Below are 17,150 nucleotides of genomic sequence, written 5' to 3' on the forward strand. Positions count from 1 at the left end.
ATCGTGCCCGGCCCGCCGCTCAGGCGCCCAGCATCCGCCGCAGCAGATCCCGCAGCACCGTCCGGTCCGCCGCGGACAGCCCCGCCAGCGGCTCCCGCGCGAAGTCCAGCGCGTCCCGCAGCTGCGCGGCCGTCGCCGCGCCCCGCTCGGTCGGCGCGGCCAGCTTCACCCGCCGGTCGGCCGGGTCCGGGCGCCGCTCCACCAGGCCGCGCGCCTCCAGCCGGTCCACGATCCCGGTCACGTTGGACGGCTCGCACTTCAGCTTCTGGGCGATCCTGCGCATGGGAAGCGGCTCGACGGACAGCAGTCCCAGGACCCGGGCCTGCGCGCCGGTGAGGCTGTGCTCGGCGGCGGCCTGGTCGTACTCCTCGTAGTACCGCGCGACGACGCTGCCGATGAGCTCGATGACTTCGAGGGTCAGGGGGTCTGTGCGCGAGGTGGCCATGACACCCAGGATACCCAGTTGCTTGACAACGTGAAATATCCAGGAGCATGGTTGTTTCAGGTAGTGAAGCTTTTCGGGCTTCCCTTGACACCCGCACCACCCGCACCCCACACCGAGGAGACCCCGAGCCCATGTCTGCAGCTCTTCCCGCTTCCGGCCGCGAATGGCACCTCACCGCCCGCCCGCACGGCTGGCCGAAGGCCGAGGACTTCGCGCTGCGTGAGGCCCCGGTCGCCGCCCCCGCCGAGGGCCGCGTCCTCGTGCGCAACCTGCACTTCTCCGTGGACCCGTACATGCGCGGCCGGATGAACGACGTGAAGTCGTACACCCCGCCGTTCAAGCTCGACCACCCGATGGACGGCGGCGCCGTCGGCGAGGTCGTCGCGTCGAACGCCGAGGGCTTCCAGGTGGGCGACCACGTCCTGCACGGCCTCGGCTGGCGCGAGTACGCGAGCGTCCCCGCCCAGCACGCGGTGAAGGTCGACGGTTCGATCGCCCCCCTCTCCGCCTACCTCGGCGTCCTCGGCATGACGGGGCTCACCGCCTACGCCGGCCTGTTCGACGTGGCGTCCTTCAAGGAGGGCGACGCGGTCTTCGTCTCCGGCGCCGCCGGCGCGGTCGGCAGCCAGGTCGGCCAGATGGCGAAGATCAAGGGCGCGTCCCGGGTCATCGGCTCCGCCGGCTCCGACGAGAAGGTCAAGCTCCTCACCGAGGAGTACGGCTTCGACGCCGCGTTCAACTACAAGAACGGCCCCGTCGCCGAGCAGCTGCGCAAGGCCGCCCCCGACGGCATCGACGTCTACTTCGACAACGTCGGCGGCGAGCACCTGGAGGCCGCGATCTCCTCGTTCAACGTGCACGGCCGCGCCACCATCTGCGGCATGATCGCCCAGTACAACGCCACCGAGCCCAGCCCCGCCCCGCGCAACCTCGCGCTGGTCATCGGCAAGCGGCTGCGCCTCCAGGGCATGCTCGTCGCCGACCACCAGGACCTCCAGCAGCAGTTCGTCCAGGAGGTGGCCGGCTGGCTGGCCTCGGGCGAGCTGAAGTACCGCGAGACGGTCGTCGAGGGCATCGAGAACGGCGTCGACGCCTTCCTCGGCCTGCTGCGCGGCGAGAACACCGGAAAGATGATCGTCTCCCTCGGCTGAGCCGCCCCCCGCACCCGTTAGGCTCGACCCAGGCCGCCGCGATCGTGGGCGCGAGTCGCGGCGCACCAGCAGAAGGAACACTCAGCGTGACCATTCAGGCCATAACCGTCGCGTACACCGCCGTCGCCACCGCCGAGAACGGCCGGGACGGCCGCGTCGCCTCGGACGACGGCAAGCTCGACGTCGTCGTCAACCCCCCGAAGGAGCTGGGCGGCAGCGGCGCCGGTACCAACCCGGAGCAGCTCTTCGCCGCCGGGTACAGCGCCTGCTTCCAGGGCGCACTGGGCGTCGCCGCCCGTCAGGAGAAGGCCGACATCTCCGGCTCCACGGTGACCGCGGCGGTCTCCATCGGCAAGACCGAGGCCGGCGGCTTCGGCCTGGAGGTCGCCATCACCGCGACCATCCCGAACGTCGACCCGGCCACCGCGCAGACGCTCATCGAGAAGGCCCACCAGGTCTGCCCGTACTCGAACGCCACGCGCGGCAACATCAAGGTGGAGCTCGCGCTCGCCTGACCGGCCCCGCGTTACTGAACCGAGCCCCGTCCGGGTCCCGTTAGGCTGACGCCATGCGTGATCTCGGGGCGGGGCTCGGTTTTCTGTTCAAGGGCCAGCGCTGGGTGTTCGGCCACGGCAAGTGGTTCGGCATAGGGCTGCTGCCCGGTCTGATCACCCTCGTGCTGTACGCGGGCGCCCTCGTCGGCCTCGGCTACGGCGCCGACGACCTGGTGGCGTGGGCGACGCCGTTCGCCGACGACTGGTCCTCGCCCTGGCCGGGCCTGCTGCGCAACACCCTGACCGTGCTGGTCTTCGTCCTCGGCCTGTTCCTGGCCGTGATCACCTTCACCGCGGTGACCTTGCTGGTCGGGCAGCCCTTCTACGAATCGCTGTCCGAGGAGGTCGAGCGCACCGAAGGCGGCACGGTCCCCGAATCCGGACTGCCGCTCTGGCGGGAGCTGTGGATCTCCGCCCGCGACAGCGTGCGCATCCTGGTCCGGGTCGGGCTGTACGCGGTCCTGCTCTTCGCCCTCGGCTTCGTGCCCGTGGCCGGGCAGACGGTCGTCCCCGTCCTCGGCTTCTGCGTCACCGGGTACTTCCTGGCCGAGGAGCTGACCGCCGTCGCGCTCCAGCGCCGGGGCATGGTGCTGAAGGACCGCCTCGCCCTGCTGCGCGGCCACCGCATGCGCACCCTCGGCTTCGGCGTACCGCTGGGGCTGGCGTTCATGCTGCCGTTCGTCGCGGTGTTCCTCATGCCCGGTGCCGTCGCGGGGGCGACCCTGCTGGCCCGGGACCTCGTCGGCGACGAAGCGGCGGACGACGCGGGCAAGGGCGAGACGGCCGCCGAGGACTGAGCGGCCACCCGCTCAGCGCACCGAGAACCCGTACACCGTCGTCGACGCGAACTCCTCGCCCGGCCGCAGCACCGTGCTCGGGAACTCCGGCCGGTTCGGCGAGTCCGGGAAGTGCTGGGTCTCCAGGGCGATCCCGGCGCCCGGGCCGAACGGCCGCCCGTCCAAGTGGTCCGCCGTGTACAGCTGCATCCCGGGCTCCGTCGTCGTCACCGTCAGCACGCGCCCCGACCCCTCGTCGTACAGCTCCGCCGCCGGGGCCGTGCCGTCGAGCACGAAGTTGTGGTCGTACCCCTCGGTCACCGGCCGGGGCTCGCGGAAGTCGAAGCGCGTGCCCTCCACCGGCAGGATCTCACCGGTCGGCAGCGACTCCGCGTCCACCGGCGTGACCGCCTCCGCCGCGATCCGCAGCCACTGGCCGAGCGCGCTGCCGCTGTCCGCGCCCGCGAGGTTCCAGTACGTGTGGTTCGTCAGGTTCACCACGGTCGGCGCGTCCGTCACCGCCCGGTACGCGATGCGCAGCGCCCCGCCCTCGTCCAGCGTGTACGCCGCCGTCACCTCGACGCGCCCGGGGAACCCCTCCTCGCCGTCCGCCGAGACGAGGGACAGCTCCACCCCGTCCGGGATCTCGCGCGCCTCCCACACCCGCTTGTCGAAGCCCCGCAGCCCGCCGTGCAGCTGGTTGCGGCCCTCGTTGCGCGTGAGGTGGTGCGTACGGCCGTCCAGCTCGAAGGACGCCCCGCCGATCCGGTTCGCGTACCGGCCGACGAGGGCGCCGAAGTACGGCGCCGTGTACTCCTGGTACGAGGCCAGGTCGGGCAGCCCCAGGGCGATCCCGGCCCGTACGCCGTCCCGGTCAGGCGTCTCGGCCGACTGCACGATGCCGCCGTACGTCAGGACGCGTACCCGCGTGCCGTCCCGCTCCAGCGTCCAGCGGTGCACCGCGGTGCCGTCCGCGAGGGTGCCGAAGTGCTCCGAACCGACCACCGTGCCCGAACTCGTCTCCATGATCAGCGACTCTACGCGGGCGGCCGCACCGCGGTGACATTCCGGTAGGCGATCTCGGCGAGCCGCGCCTGTCCGTTGCGGCCGGGGTGGAACCAGTCCCACTGGCTGAGCTGCTTGCCGGTGAACCGGTAGTCGAACACCGCCCCGCCGTCGTACCGGCAGCGCCGGTCCTTCGCGCACACCTCGCGCAGCACCTCGTTGTACGCCACGACCCGCTCCTGCACCGCGGTGCGCCGGGCCACCGCCGCCGCGCCCATGTCGTCCGCGCCGGACAGCATCGACTTGCAGATGCCCAGCTTCCAGATCTGCTTGCCCAGCGGGTTGGCGCGCCCCTGCGACCACAGCCGCTTCAGGTCCGGCACGCTCGACACGTACACCTGCGCCTTCGGCGCCCCGGCGCGCAGCTCGCGCATCGACGCCTCGAACGACGCCCTGAAGTCCGCCACCGGGGTCATCGACCGCACCGAGTCCCGGCAGGCGTCGTTGGCGCCGATCATCACGGTCACCAGATCCGGGTCCTCGTCCGCCGCCAGCGCCATCTGCTCCGGCAGCTGCGCCATCCGGGCGCCCGTCACCGCGTGGTTCCAGCTGTGGTCCGCCGCGCCGGTCGCGCCCAGGAGCCGTACCGCCAGGCTGCGTACCGAGCTGTCCGTGCCCGTCGACCAGGAGACCTCCGGGCAGTCGGCCAGCACCGAGCACGCGTCGAAGCCGCGCGTGATGGAGTCCCCGACCGCCGCGATCGACTTCGGCCGCGGGTCCCAGACCGGGCCCGCCGCCGGGGACGGACGGCGCTCGGCCGCCGAGCCCTTCGTCGTCCCGTCGGACCCCGAGCCGCAGCCGGCCAGCGCCGCCGAGCCCAGGCAGGCCAGGGCGGCCAGCCCCGCCAGCGCGGTGCGTGAGCGGTGCCGTACGGACCCATCCGGCATTGCCTGGTCTCCTCCTGTTCGTGCCCTGCCGCTCCGCCGGGTGAAGACTGAGCGAAGAAGGGCCCCGGGACCGACGGTACGTCACACCTCCGACACCGGGGCGCGGTAGCTTTTCCCCGTCGAACCAGTGGCTTTCGCGGCGCCCGGCTCCACTCGGGTGGCATCCGAACATCACACCGCGTCACATACTGTCGCTTTTCCGGAGAATAACTCCCGATGCTGTTTACTGATGACAGGCCGCTGGGGAAGGCGAACCTCGTCCCACACTGGAGGTCCCGGTGACGACACGTGGAGTCCTGTACGTTCACTCCGCACCGCGCGCGCTCTGCCCACACGTCGAATGGGCGGTGGCGGGAGTCCTCGGCGGGCGGGTGCAGCTCGACTGGATCAGACAGCCGGCCGCGCCGGGCACCTGGCGCTCGGAGTTCTCCTGGCAGGCACGGCCCGGCACGGCGTCCAAGCTGGCGTCCGCGCTGCGCGGCTGGGACCTGCTGCGTTTCGAGGTGACGGCGGAGCCGTCGCCCACGGCGGAGGGCGAGCGCTACAGCTCGACGCCGACGCTGGGCATCTTCCACGCCGTCACCGGAATGCACGGCGACATCCTGGTCCCGGAGGACCGCCTGCGCGCCGCGCTGGCCCGCTCCGCGGGCGGCGAGACGGACCTGGCGGCGGAGGTCGCCAAGCTCCTGGGCAAGCCCTGGGACGACGAACTGGAGTCCTTCCGCCATGCGGGCGAGGGCGCCCCGGTCCGCTGGCTCCACCAGGTCGTCTGATCCCGGGCAACTCAAGCCCCTCCGGCGATTGAGGAGCGGGGGCCCGGGGGCGGAGCCCCCGAACAGCACGACGAAGCCCGCACCCTCACACGGAGGGCACGGGCTTCAAAGCTGCGCGGACGCGCAAGCGCGTCAGACGCTGCGGAACGCCAGCACCACGTTGTGGCCGCCGAAACCGAACGAGTTGTTGATCGCCGCGATCGGCCCCTCCGGCAGCGCCCGGGGCGCGTCCCGGACGATGTCCGCCTCGATCTCCTCGTCCAGGTTGTCCACGTTGATCGTCGGCGGGGCCATCCGGTGGTGCAGCGCCAGGACCGTCGCCACGGTCTCGATGCCGCCCGCACCGCCGAGCAGGTGACCCGTCATCGACTTCGTCGCCGAGATCGCGACGTGGTCCAGGTCCTCGCCCAGCACCGCGCGCAGCGCCTTGACCTCCGCGAGGTCACCCTGCGGGGTGGACGTCGCGTGGGCGTTCAGGTGGGCGATCTCCGACGGCTTGAGGTCCGTCTGGTCCAGCAGGTTCTGCATCGCCGCGGCGATGCCGCGACCCGTCGGCTCCGGCTGCGCGATGTGGTGGGCGTCGGCCGAGAGACCCTGGCCCAGCACCTCGCAGTAGACCCGGGCGCCACGCTTCGCCGCGTGCTCCGCGGACTCCAGGACGACGACACCGGCGCCCTCGCCGAGGACGAAGCCGTCGCGGCCCACGTCGTACGGCCGGGAGGCCTTCTCCGGCTCGTCGTTGCTCTTGGACATCGCCATCATGTTGGCGAAGGCGGCGATCGGCAGCGGGTGGATCGCCGCTTCGGTGCCGCCGGCGAGGACCACGTCGGCGCGGCCGGTGCGGATCATCTCGACGGCGTACCCGATCGCCTCGGCCCCCGAGGCGCAGGCGGAGACCGGGGTGTGGACGCCCGCCTGGGCGTTCACCTCGATGCCCACATTCGCGGCCGGGCCGTTGGGCATGAGCATGGGCACGGTGTGCGGGGAGACGCGGCGTACGCCCTTCTCCTTCAGCACGTCGTACTGGTCGAGCAGGGTGATCACGCCGCCGATGCCGGAGGCGATCACCGAACCCAGCCGCTCGGGCTGGATCGTTTCGTCCTCACCGGCCTTGCCGGTGAAACCCGCGTCCGCCCACGCCTCGCGGGCCGCGATCAGCGCGAACTGCGCCGAGCGGTCCAGCCGGCGGGCGAGCGGACGGGGCAGGACGTCAGCGGGATCGACGGCCGCCAGGGCCGCGATCCGGACAGGCAGTTCGGCGAAACGTTCGCCCTCGAGAGGCTTGACGCCGGAACGCCCGGCCATCAGACCTTCCCAGGTCGATGCGGAATCGCCACCCAGCGGAGTGGTTGCGCCGATACCGGTGACGACCACGGTGCGATTGGTCGAGTTCACTGGAAAATCTTCTCCACGTGTAGGGGGTCGTGAATCAGCGGCGCCACCGCCGGGTGGCGACACACGAACCGGCTGGATCAGTCCTGGTGCTTGAGGATGTAGTCCGCGGCGTCGCCGACGGTCTTGAGGTTCTTGACGTCCTCGTCCGGGATCTTCACGTCGAAGCGCTCCTCGGCGGCGACGACGACCTCGACCATGGACAGCGAGTCGACGTCCAGGTCGTCCGTGAAGGACTTGTCGAGCTTGACGTCCTCGGTCGGGATACCGGCGATCTCGTTGACGATCTCGGCGAGACCCTCGACGATCTCTTCCTGCGTGGCGGCCATTTCGGCGCTCCTTCGATGTATTTCTGCTGGGTTCGGGCGTCCGGGCGAAAAGCCCGGTGTGCCTAGGGGAGAGTAACGACCGTCGCGGCGTAGACGAGACCCGCCCCGAAGCCGATGACGAGCGCGGTGTCGCCGCTCTTGGCCTGACCGGTCGCCAGGAGCCGCTCCATGGCGAGCGGGATCGAGGCGGCGGAGGTGTTGCCGGTGGTCTCCACGTCACGGGCGACCGTGACGCTCTCCGGCAGCTTGAGCGTCTTCACCATCGAGTCGATGATCCGCATGTTGGCCTGGTGCGGGATGAAGACGTCCAGGTCTTCCGGGGAGATCCCGGCCGCGTCCAGCGCCTGCTGGGCGACCTTCGCCATCTCGAAGACGGCCCAGCGGAACACCGCCTGGCCCTCCTGCGTGATGGCGGGGAACTTGACCTCGCCGCGGTCGTTGAGGGGCAGCTTCGTGACATCGCCGAGCTGGAAGTCGTTCCACGCCACGGTCTGCTTGATCGTCTCGGACTTGTCGCCCTCCGAGCCCCAGACCGTCGGGCCTATGGCGGGCACCTTGGAGGGGCCGACGATGACCGCTCCGGCGCCGTCGCCGAACAGGAAGGCGGTGGCCCGGTCGGTCAGGTCGGTGAGGTCGCTCAGCCGCTCCACACCGATGACGAGTACGTACTCCGCCGAGCCCTCGACGATCATGCCCTTGGCCAGGGTCAGTCCGTAGCCGAAGCCCGCGCAGCCGGCCGAGATGTCGAAGGCGGCGGGCTTGCCGGCGCCGACCTTGTGGGCGATCTCGGTCGCGATGGCCGGGGTCTGCTTGAAGTGCGAGACGGTGGAGACGATGACCGCGCCGATCTGTTCCGGGGCGATCCCGGCGTCCGCGATGGCCTTGCCGGACGCCTCGACGGACATCGCGGCCACGGTCTCCTCCTCGGAGGCCCAGTGGCGGGTCGCGATGCCGGAGCGGGAACGAATCCACTCGTCGGACGAGTCGATCGTCTCCAGGATGACCTCGTTGGGCACCACCCGGGTCGGCCGGTAGCCGCCGACCCCCATGATCCGCGCGTACGGAGCGCCCTGGCTGGGCTTGATCTTCGACATGCTCTCGGGCTCCTTAGGCGCCTGCGTGCTCAGCGATGAGCGCGCGGGCCGCGTCGAGGTCGTCGGGGGTCTTGAGCGCGAGCGTCGGAACGCCGGGCAGCGCCCGCTTGGCCAGGCCGGTGAGCGTCCCGCCGGGGCAGACCTCGATGAGCGCGGTGACGCCCATCTCCTTGAAGGTCTCCATGCACAGGTCCCAGCGGACCGGGTTGGCGACCTGGCCGACGAGCCGGGTGATGACCTCGTGGCCGGTGGCGACGGTCTTGCCGTCGGCGTTCGAGACGTACGTGACCGAGGGGGCGGAGACGTCCAGGTCCCCGGCCGCCGCGCGCAGCCGTTCGACGGCGGGGGCCATGTGGTGCGTGTGGAAGGCGCCGGCCACCTTCAGGGGCACCACGCGGCGCACACCCTCCGGCTTGTCCTCGTTCAGCGCGGCGATCTGCGCGGCGGTGCCCGCGGCGACGATCTGGCCGCCTCCGTTGACGTTCGCCGGGGTCAGCCCGAGCTTCTCCAGGTGCTTCACCGTGACCTCGGGGTCGCCGCCGAGCAGCGCCGCCATCCCGGTCTCGGTGACCGCGGCGGCCTCGGCCATGGCGAGCCCGCGCGTCCGGACGAAGCGGAGCGCGGCCTCCTCGCCGATGACACCGGCGAACGAGGCGGCGGTGATCTCACCGACGCTGTGGCCGGCGACGACGTCCGGCGCGGCGTCGAGCGCGGCGGCCGAGAGCAGACCGGCGGCGACCAGCAGCGGCTGGGCCACCGCGGTGTCGCGGATCTCCTCCGCGTCGGCCTCGGTGCCGTAACGGACGAGGTCGAGCCCGATGGCGTCGGACCAGGCCGCGACGCGGTCGGTGGCACCGGGGAGGTCGAGCCAGGGAGTCAGGAAGCCGGGCGTCTGAGCGCCTTGGCCGGGAGCGACGAGTACGAGCACCCTCACACTCTCTCTTGTGAACGGTCCGGAACACCCGTGGGGACAGGGACGAAGAACCGTAGGGGGAATTGTTGATGTCCGACAAAAGTCTAGGACTGCGTATCCCGGTCGGCCAGGCGCCCCAGGATCAGGGCGATTCGCAGAGTGAACGCCGAGCGCACATCGGAAGGTGACCAGCCGGTGACGTCTGTCACACGTCGAAGCCGGTAGCGCACGGTGTTGGGATGCACGAAGAGCATCCTGGCCGCGCCCTCCAGGCTGCTCGCCTGTTCCAGATACACACTCAGCGTCTCCAGGAGCGCGGAGCCCGCCTCTTCCAGCGGTCTGTAGATCTCCTCCACCAACTGCTCGCGCGCGGCAGGGTCGCCCGCCATCGCGCGCTCCGGCAGCAGATCGTCCGCGAGCACCGGCCTCGGGGCGTCCTGCCAGGCCCCGCACGCCTTCAGCCCGGCGGCTGCGGCCTGCGCGGACCGGGTCGCGGCCAGCAGGTCCGCCACCACCGGTCCGGCCACCACGGGGCCCGCCGCGTACGGTCCGATCAGGGCCTTCGCGACCTGGAGCGGGTTGTCGCTGCCGCCCGCGATGACGACCAGGCGGTTGCCGAGCACCCCGGTGAGGACCTGGAGCTTGGCGTGCCGGGCGGCGCGCCGGATCGCCTCCACGGTCAGCTCGCTGTCCCCGTCCGGGGCGGTGCCGAGCAGCACGCAGACGTGCTCGGGAGAGTTCCAGCCGAGGGCGGCGGCCCGGGAGACGGCGCCCTCGTCGGCCTCGCCGGACAGCACCGCGTTCACCACGAGCGATTCGAGGCGGGCGTCCCAGGCGCCCCGGGCCTCGGCCGCCTGCGCGTACACCTGGGCGGTCGCGAACGCGATCTCGCGGGCGTAGACGAGCAGCGCCTCCCGCAGCACCGATTCGTCGCCGGGCGCGGCGACCTCGTCGATCGCGGCCTCCATGACCTCGATCGTGGTCCGCACCATCTCGACGGTCTGCCGCAGCGTGATCGCCCGGGTCAGCTCGCGCGGGGCGGTCCCGAAGACATCGGTCGAGATCGCCTGCGGGGTCTCCGGATGCCGGAACCACTCGGTGAACGCGGCGATACCGGCCTGGGCGACCAGGCCGATCCAGGACCGGTTCTCCGGGGGCATCGCCCGGTACCACGGCAGCGACTCGTCCATGCGGGCGATCGCGTTCGCGGCCAGCCGGCCGGAGGACTGCTCAAGCCGCTTCAGGGTCGCGGCATGGCGATGGGCGTCGTTCGCAGCGGGCTGCTCAGGATCGGGTCGGGGCACGTAGACAAGACTGCCCTATCCGGACGCGCGCCCGGATGGCCGGGGCCGGTGGCGGCCGGCTCCGGGCCCGGAGCGCGGGCTTCCGGCGGCTCTCCGGCGCCCCTCGGGAGCGGTCGCGAGCCGGTTCCGCCGTCGGCGGGGCCGCGCGGGGGCCGGCGGGCTACCGTGGACGGGTGATTTCCGTACACCGCGCGGGCGACCGGTTCGAGGGCGGGGACGCGGCGGCCGGCATCGCGTCCCGGCACGCGTTCTCCTTCGGCACCTTCTACGACCCCGACAACCTCCGCTTCGGCCCGGTCCTCGCCTGCAACGAGGAGCGGCTGGCGCCCGGCGCGGGCTTCGAGGAACACCCGCACAGCCATACGGAGATCGTGACCTGGGTCGTCGAGGGCGAGCTGACGCACCGCGACTCGGCCGGTCACGCCACGGTGGTCCGGGCCGGTGACGTCCAGCACCTCAGCGCCGCCTCCGGCGTCCGCCACGTCGAACGCAACGACGCCGACCGGCCGCTGACGTTCCTTCAGATGTGGCTCGCGCCCCTGGAGCCCGACGGCGAGCCCTCGTACACGACCGTCCCGGGCATCGCCGACTCCACCCCGTACGCCCTCCCCGAGGCGGGTGCCATGCTCCACGTGCGCCGCCTCGCGGAGGGCGAGCGCGCGGCGGTCCCCGACGCCCCCCGGGTGTACGTGCATGCGGTGCGCGGCACGATACGCGTCGGCGCGGAGGAACTGGGGGCAGGCGACGCGGCCCGCATTACCGGGGAGACGGGGCTCGAACTGGTCGCGGTGGACGCGGCCGAGGCGCTGGTCTGGGAGCTGGGTCACTGACCGGGCGCCCCGGCCGCCGGCCCGGCGTCAGCGGGCGTGGTGCCGGGACACCTGCTGCCGCGGGATCTCGCTCAGCCGCGTGGGCGCCGGACGCCGACGGCTCCGGCCGGGGAACGCGTTGCGCCGCGCGGGCACCTTCGGGGCCAGGGCCACGAAGGCGAGCGGGGCGAGGACCGCGACGAGGATCAGCACGATGACGACGTTCATGTTCCTGCCTTTCGTCCGGTACTGATGGTCTGTCACTACTTGTCGTAACCGGAAATCGGCCCCGTAAACACGATGGGTGACGGAGATTCTTCTCTACGGGCGGCCTACCGCCGCCACATCGACCACATCGGCGGCCCCGACCGGAACGTCATCTCCTCGCGGACCTCGAAGCCGTGGCGGCGGTAGAACGTGAGGTTGCGGCTGTTGCTCGACTCCAGGAAGACCGGGCGGCCGTCCGCGTCCGCCCGTTCCAGCAGGCCGCCGAGGACCACCGAGCCGCGTCCCGTACCGCGGGCGTCGGCGTGGGTGCCGATGTACTCGACGTACCAGTGCGCGGGCCCGGCCGGGTGCCGGTGTTCCAGGGCGAGCAGGCGCCCGGCCGTGCGGGGGAGTTGCGCCCGGCTCGCCCGGAGCAGGGTGCCCGCGTTGCGCAGCAGGTAGGACGCCGGGAGCTTCCACGCGCCGGGCTCCGCCCAGACGGCCGCCACCGTGCGGTCCGCGTCCGTCCACACCCGGCCCGCCGGGATCTGCTGTGCCAGGTGCGCGGTGAACAGCAGCCGCAGCCGCCGGTCGCGGTCCCGGGGCATCAGCCAGGACCAGACCGGGTCCTCGGCGTACGCGCTGGCCAGCACGCCCGCGAGCGCGGGGACGTCGGACGCGGTGGCGCGGACTGTGTCGTCGGTCATGGGCGGGGAGCGTAGCGGCCCTCCGGGACCGGCGGCCAGCGTTCCGGCAAGACCGGCGGACCGGCCAACGGGGCACGACTTTCGGCTATCACCGTGCGGGATCTCGACTGCGTGCCGAGGCCATGTAAATCTGCCGGTGCCTCAGGAATACGTCCACGGTTCGCCCGCCGTTCGTACCGGCGGCCTAGCTTTCGCAGGCGCGCAGACGTCCCTCCCCCCTTGTGAACCACTCTCCCCCCAGAGGTGCCCCGATGACCCTTCAGATCAGCGAGATCCCGTGTGCGGACACCGAAGCCGATGACACCGGCGGGCTCACCAACGAGATGCGCATCAGCCGCCGCAGGATGCTGCAGACGGCCGCTGTGTCGCTCGGCGCCCTCGCCGCCGGTCCGGTGGCCGAGGCGGTCGGCGGCGTACAGGCAGAGGCGGCCGAATACCGCCTGCCCAGAGGCTTCAAGGGCGATATCTCCGACCTGAGGCACGTGGTGATCCTCATGCAGGAGAACCGTTCCTTCGACCACTACCTCGGCCAGCTGAAGGGGGCGCGCGGCCACGACGACAAGCAGGTCCTGACCTTCCAGGACGGCACGAACGTCTTCCAGCAGCGCGACGCCGACGGCGCCGTCGTGACGCCCGCCGTCTCGACCGCCACCTGGAGCGACAAGCACAGCTTCTACGGTGCCAACGGCGGGCGCTGGGACACCTGGGTGAAGGACAAGGGCGACCACTGCATGTGGTACTACACGCCCGACTACATGCCGTGGATGTACTCGCTCGCCTCGCAGTACACCGTCTGCGACATGAACTTCTGCTCGCTGCACGGCCCCACCATCCCCAACCGCTACTACCTGATGAGCGGCACGGCGGGCGGCGAGACCAGCAACGCCGGGCAGAACGACTACACCCGCCGCTGGACCACCGTCCCCGAACAGCTCCAGCAGGCCGGCATCGACTGGCGGGTCTACTCCGACAACAGCGGCAACGGCGTCGGCAAGAGCCTGCAGAGCGGATACGTCGGCGAGTACGGCTGCAACGTCACCAACAGCTTCGCCGCCTTCGACCCCCGCACCGCCGACCCGGCCGAGCTCGAACCGGGCACCGGAAAGGTCTGGAAGGCCAACTCCTTCGTCTACGCGGGCGCCACCACGCCCGACGACGACTCCGAGGCCAACCTGGACGCCGTCCTGCGCGACCTGATCGCCGCCTGCGAGCCGGGCGCCGAACACCCGCTGCCCGAGGTGTCCTGGGTGGTCATGCCCGCCGCGTGGAGCGAGCACCCGGGCTTCGACACGGTGCACGGCGAGCGGTACATGAACAAGGTGCTGCAGACCCTCCAGAGCAACGAGGACATCTGGAACCACACCCTCGTGATCATCACGTACGACGAGAACGACGGGAAGTTCGACCACGTCCTGCCGCCGCGCCCGGAGGCGGGCACCCCGGGCGAGTACTCCGGCACCACCCCGTACGGATTCGGGCCCCGCGTCCCGATGCTGCTGGTCTCACCGTGGACGCGCGGCGGCTACGTCGCCTCGGAGGTCTTCGACCACACCTCGACCGTGAAGTTCCTGGAGACCTGGGCCGCGCATCTCGGCAAGCCGTTCACCTGCCCGAACATCACCCCGTGGCGCCGCTCCATCGCCGGCGACCTGACCAGCGCGATCGACTTCGCGCACCCGCGCCCCGGCCCGGTCGTCATCGCCGACCCGGTCACCGGCACCCCGCCGAGGCCGCCCCGCGACCGGATGGAGCCGCGCGGACTCTCCTTCCACCCGCACGCCGTGCTCACCGAGGACCGGGCCGCCGGCACGGTGACCGCCGCCATGACGCTGACCGGCGGGCCGGAGGGCAAGGCGGTGAGCCTCCAGGTCTTCCCCGACCGGTACCTCCCGTTCGAGAACATCCCGCACACGGTCAGCGCGGCGGCCCCGCGCTCGTACACCTGGGACACGACCGCCACGGACGGCAGGTACGCCTTCTCGGTGTACGGCCCCGACGGGTTCCTGCGCTCCTTCGCCGGGCAGGTCGTCCCCGAGGACGCGAGCACCCGCCGCATCGGCCTGCCGCGCGTCGAGGCGCGGCTCGTCCGGGGCAGGCGGCCGGTGGTCCGCCTGGGGCTGCACAACGACGGCCGCCACCCCGTCCGGTACACCCTGGAGGCCAACGACTACGCGGGCGGCACCCGCAAGGTCACCGTCCCCGGCGGCCACTCCGCGGTCGTGGAGTGGCCCACCGAGCACGGCTACTACGACGTGGTGCTCACCGCCGACACCGGCACCGGCTGGACCCAGCGGTACGCGGGCCGGGTGGCGACGGTGAACGACCGCTGACCGGTGCCCCGGTCAGCCCGCCAGCTCCGTCAGCACCGCGTCGGTGAACGGCGGCCACACCTCGGCCGCCCACGGGCCGAAGGCCCGGTCGGTGAGCGCGACGCAGGCCGCGCCCGCCGCCGGGTCGACCCACAGGAACGTGCCCGACTGCCCGAAGTGGCCGAAGGTCGCGGGGGAGGAGGAGGCGCCGGTCCAGTGCGGGGACTTGGAGTCGCGGATCTCGAAGCCGAGGCCCCAGTCGTTGGGGTTCTGGTGGCCGTAGCCGGGGAGGACGCCCTTCAGGCCCGGGTGGACGACGGTCTGCGCGGCGAGCACGGTGCGCGGGTCCAGGAGGCGGGGGGCCTGCACCTCGGCGGCGAAGCGCGCGAGGTCGGCGACCGTGGAGACGCCGTCCTTGGCGGGGGAGCCGTCCAGCGTGGTCGCGGTCATCCCGAGCGGTTCCAGGACCGCCTGTCGGACGTACTCCGGGAACGGGATCTCGGTGGCCTTCGCGATGTGGTCGCCCAGCACCTCGAAGCCCGCGTTGGAGTAGAGGCGCCGGTTGCCGGGCGGGGCCATCACCCGGTGCTCGTCGAACGCGAGCCCGCTGGTGTGGGCGAGGAGGTGGCGCACGGTCGAGCCCTCGGGGCCCGCCGGCTCGTCCAGCTCCACGGCGCCCTCCTCGTACGCCACCAGCGCCGCGTAGGCCGCGAGCGGTTTGGTGACGGAGGCGAGCGGGAAACGGTGCGCGGTCGGGCCGTGCGTACCGGCGACCGTGCCGTCCGCTCGTACGACGGCCGCCGCGGCGGTGGGGACGGGCCAGTTCTCGATCATCGCCAGGCTCTGCATGCGTACGAGAGTAGATTCCACATCCCACCTGTCGGACACCGCACCCGGTGATGCTTGCTTCGAGTGCACTCCAACGTCATAGCGTGGAGGCATGACCGTGATGGAGACCACCGCGAGCCGGACCGACATCTGCGCCACCGCTCCTTCGGCGCACCCGCGCCCCGACGGGCAGGACCGCTACACGATCAGCGAGGTCGCCGTGTTCACCGGGCTGACCGCCCACACCCTGCGCTGGTATGAGCGGATCGGGCTCATGCCGCACGTGGACCGGTCGCACACCGGCCAGCGCCGCTTCAGCAACCGGGACCTCGACTGGCTCGCCTTCGTCACCAAGCTGCGGCTGACCGGGATGCCGGTGGCCCACATGGTCCGGTACGCCGAGCTCATCCGTGAGGGCGACCACACCTTCGAGGAACGCCAGGAACTGCTGGAGGCGACCCGCCGCGACGTGAAGACGCGGATCGCGGAGCTCCAGGACACCCTGGCGGTACTCGACTACAAGATCGACTTCTACGCGGGCGCCCGCAGGGCGCCGGAAGGGCACGGTGCCTGATGGCCGACCAAAAGATCGCCACCGTCGAACTCGGCCGAGGCGGCCCCCGGGTCGGGGTCCAGGGCCTCGGCTGCATGGGCATCAGCGAGTTCTACGGCGACACCGACGAGGCTTCGGCCCGCGAGACGCTGGAGACGGCGCTGGCGGCGGGCGTCACCCTCTTCGACACCGCCGACATCTACGGCAGCGGCGCCAACGAGACCTTCCTCGCGCCGTTCGTCGGGGCGCACCGCGACGAGATCACCCTCGCCACCAAGTTCGGCATCGAGCGGCGCGACGACGACCCGGACTACCGGGGCGTCAACAACAGCCCCGCGTACATCCGCAAGGCCGTCGAGGCGAGCCTGCGCCGCCTGGACACCGAGGTGATCGACCTCTACTACATGCACCGCCACGACCCCGCCGTCCCATTCGCGGAGTCCGTCGGCGCCATGGCCGAGCTGGTCGCGGAGGGCAAGGTCAAGCAGCTCGGGCTCAGCGAGGTCACCGGCGCCGAACTGCGCGAGGCGCACGCCGTGCACCCGATCGCCGCCCTCCAGTCCGAGTGGTCCCTCTTCAGCCGGGACGTGGAGCGCAGCGCGCTCGCCGCCGCCGCCGAACTGGGCGTCACGGTCGTGCCGTACTCCCCGCTGGGCCGGGGCTTCCTCACCGGGTCCTTCGCGGACGCGGGCAAGGACCTGGCCCCGGGCGACTTCCGCGCCTCGCAGCCCCGCATGACCGGCGAGAACGCGAAGGCCAACGCGGCGCTCCTGGAACCGGTCCGCAAGATCGCCGCCGCCCACGGGGCGACCGCCGGGCAGGTCGCGCTCGCCTGGGTGCAGCAGCGCGCCCAGGTCCACGGCATCGGCGTGGTCCCGATCCCGGGCACCCGCAGGAGCCACCGCCTCCTGGAGAACGTGGGCGCCACCCGCCTCACGCTCACCGACGACGAGCTGGCCCTCCTCGAACCGATCGCCGGGCAGGTCGCGGGCGACCGCTACCAGGACATGAGCCTGACCTCCCTCGCACGCGAGTAGCGCGCGGGTAGCGTCCG

19 protein-coding genes are annotated in these 17,150 nt (G+C 71.8%); 8 read left to right on the forward strand and 11 right to left on the reverse strand.

All coding sequences use genetic code 11. The features are described from left to right. Positions 1-19: 19 nt before the first annotated feature. Positions 20-445 carry a MarR family winged helix-turn-helix transcriptional regulator gene (locus ACFUJY_RS25915; protein WP_383303975.1) on the reverse strand — a complete coding sequence of 142 codons (426 nt, stop codon included), beginning with the start codon at positions 443-445 and terminating at the stop codon, positions 20-22. Positions 446-576: 131 nt separating this feature from the next. Between ACFUJY_RS25915 and ACFUJY_RS25920 the strand changes: the two genes are divergently transcribed. From ACFUJY_RS25920 to ACFUJY_RS25930, 3 genes are all read left to right on the forward strand, one after another. Further along, the gene (locus ACFUJY_RS25920) at positions 577-1,596 is read left to right on the forward strand and encodes an NADP-dependent oxidoreductase (RefSeq protein ID WP_383303978.1); all 1,020 of its coding nucleotides are present in this window, start codon (positions 577-579) and stop codon (positions 1,594-1,596) included. An 86-nt stretch (positions 1,597-1,682) separates the two neighbouring features. Beyond that, positions 1,683-2,111 (forward strand): organic hydroperoxide resistance protein, encoded by a 429-nt coding sequence (locus ACFUJY_RS25925; RefSeq protein ID WP_383303981.1) that lies wholly within the window; start codon positions 1,683-1,685, stop codon positions 2,109-2,111. 53 nt (positions 2,112-2,164) lie between these two features. Further along, positions 2,165-2,947, forward strand: a complete 783-nt coding sequence (locus tag ACFUJY_RS25930) for an EI24 domain-containing protein (protein ID WP_383303984.1) — start codon at positions 2,165-2,167, stop codon at positions 2,945-2,947. A gap of 12 nt (positions 2,948-2,959) precedes the next feature. Here ACFUJY_RS25930 and ACFUJY_RS25935 read toward each other — a convergent pair whose 3' ends face one another. Both ACFUJY_RS25935 and ACFUJY_RS25940 read right to left on the reverse strand, forming a co-directional pair. Continuing rightward, positions 2,960-3,952 (reverse strand): aldose epimerase family protein, encoded by a 993-nt coding sequence (locus tag ACFUJY_RS25935; RefSeq protein ID WP_383303987.1) that lies wholly within the window; start codon positions 3,950-3,952, stop codon positions 2,960-2,962. 11 nt (positions 3,953-3,963) lie between these two features. Continuing rightward, positions 3,964-4,878: an SGNH/GDSL hydrolase family protein gene (locus ACFUJY_RS25940; protein WP_383303990.1), complete on the reverse strand. Its 915-nt coding sequence runs from the start codon at positions 4,876-4,878 to the stop codon at positions 3,964-3,966. 278 nt (positions 4,879-5,156) lie between these two features. Here ACFUJY_RS25940 and ACFUJY_RS25945 point away from each other — a divergent pair, with 278 nt between their 5' ends. After that, positions 5,157-5,651, forward strand: coding sequence for a DUF3145 domain-containing protein (locus ACFUJY_RS25945; protein WP_147972615.1), 495 nt, complete (start codon positions 5,157-5,159; stop codon positions 5,649-5,651). A 132-nt stretch (positions 5,652-5,783) separates the two neighbouring features. Here ACFUJY_RS25945 and fabF read toward each other — a convergent pair whose 3' ends face one another. The 5 genes from fabF to ACFUJY_RS25970 form a co-directional block, all read right to left on the reverse strand. Next, positions 5,784-7,046: a beta-ketoacyl-ACP synthase II gene (fabF, locus tag ACFUJY_RS25950; protein ID WP_383303993.1), complete on the reverse strand. Its 1,263-nt coding sequence runs from the start codon at positions 7,044-7,046 to the stop codon at positions 5,784-5,786. Positions 7,047-7,123: 77 nt separating this feature from the next. Next, positions 7,124-7,372: an acyl carrier protein gene (locus tag ACFUJY_RS25955; protein ID WP_164402572.1), complete on the reverse strand. Its 249-nt coding sequence runs from the start codon at positions 7,370-7,372 to the stop codon at positions 7,124-7,126. A 62-nt stretch (positions 7,373-7,434) separates the two neighbouring features. Next, positions 7,435-8,466: a ketoacyl-ACP synthase III gene (locus ACFUJY_RS25960; protein WP_164402573.1), complete on the reverse strand. Its 1,032-nt coding sequence runs from the start codon at positions 8,464-8,466 to the stop codon at positions 7,435-7,437. A 13-nt stretch (positions 8,467-8,479) separates the two neighbouring features. Continuing rightward, positions 8,480-9,394, reverse strand: coding sequence for an ACP S-malonyltransferase (locus tag ACFUJY_RS25965; protein WP_383303998.1), 915 nt, complete (start codon positions 9,392-9,394; stop codon positions 8,480-8,482). Positions 9,395-9,483: 89 nt separating this feature from the next. Next, positions 9,484-10,683 (reverse strand): PucR family transcriptional regulator, encoded by a 1,200-nt coding sequence (locus ACFUJY_RS25970; RefSeq protein WP_383304000.1) that lies wholly within the window; start codon positions 10,681-10,683, stop codon positions 9,484-9,486. A 173-nt stretch (positions 10,684-10,856) separates the two neighbouring features. Between ACFUJY_RS25970 and ACFUJY_RS25975 the strand changes: the two genes are divergently transcribed. Then, the gene (locus ACFUJY_RS25975; protein ID WP_383304003.1) at positions 10,857-11,513 is read left to right on the forward strand and encodes a pirin family protein; all 657 of its coding nucleotides are present in this window, start codon (positions 10,857-10,859) and stop codon (positions 11,511-11,513) included. 27 nt (positions 11,514-11,540) lie between these two features. On the opposite strand, the gene ACFUJY_RS25980 is transcribed toward ACFUJY_RS25975, so the two are convergent. After that, positions 11,541-11,720 carry a hypothetical protein gene (locus tag ACFUJY_RS25980; RefSeq protein ID WP_383304005.1) on the reverse strand — a complete coding sequence of 60 codons (180 nt, stop codon included), beginning with the start codon at positions 11,718-11,720 and terminating at the stop codon, positions 11,541-11,543. Positions 11,721-11,824: 104 nt separating this feature from the next. Next, positions 11,825-12,406: a GNAT family N-acetyltransferase gene (locus tag ACFUJY_RS25985; RefSeq protein WP_383304008.1), complete on the reverse strand. Its 582-nt coding sequence runs from the start codon at positions 12,404-12,406 to the stop codon at positions 11,825-11,827. Between the two features lie 251 nt (positions 12,407-12,657). Here ACFUJY_RS25985 and ACFUJY_RS25990 point away from each other — a divergent pair, with 251 nt between their 5' ends. Further along, the gene (locus ACFUJY_RS25990) at positions 12,658-14,736 is read left to right on the forward strand and encodes an alkaline phosphatase family protein (RefSeq protein ID WP_383304011.1); all 2,079 of its coding nucleotides are present in this window, start codon (positions 12,658-12,660) and stop codon (positions 14,734-14,736) included. A 12-nt stretch (positions 14,737-14,748) separates the two neighbouring features. Here the strand turns inward: ACFUJY_RS25990 and ACFUJY_RS25995 are convergent, their stop codons facing one another. Beyond that, on the reverse strand, positions 14,749-15,564 hold the full coding sequence (locus ACFUJY_RS25995; protein ID WP_383304014.1) for a serine hydrolase domain-containing protein: 816 nt from the start codon (positions 15,562-15,564) through the stop codon (positions 14,749-14,751). A gap of 91 nt (positions 15,565-15,655) precedes the next feature. Between ACFUJY_RS25995 and ACFUJY_RS26000 the strand changes: the two genes are divergently transcribed. Both ACFUJY_RS26000 and ACFUJY_RS26005 read left to right on the forward strand, forming a co-directional pair. After that, positions 15,656-16,117 (forward strand): MerR family transcriptional regulator, encoded by a 462-nt coding sequence (locus ACFUJY_RS26000; RefSeq protein ID WP_383304017.1) that lies wholly within the window; start codon positions 15,656-15,658, stop codon positions 16,115-16,117. Continuing rightward, on the forward strand, positions 16,117-17,133 hold the full coding sequence (locus ACFUJY_RS26005; protein WP_383304020.1) for an aldo/keto reductase: 1,017 nt from the start codon (positions 16,117-16,119) through the stop codon (positions 17,131-17,133). Before ACFUJY_RS26000 ends, ACFUJY_RS26005 begins: the two co-directional genes overlap by 1 nt. The last annotated feature ends 17 nt before the right edge of the window (positions 17,134-17,150 follow it).

The sequence above is a fragment of the Streptomyces sp. NPDC057249 genome (assembly GCF_042669245.1).
Taxonomy (GTDB): domain Bacteria; phylum Actinomycetota; class Actinomycetes; order Streptomycetales; family Streptomycetaceae; genus Streptomyces.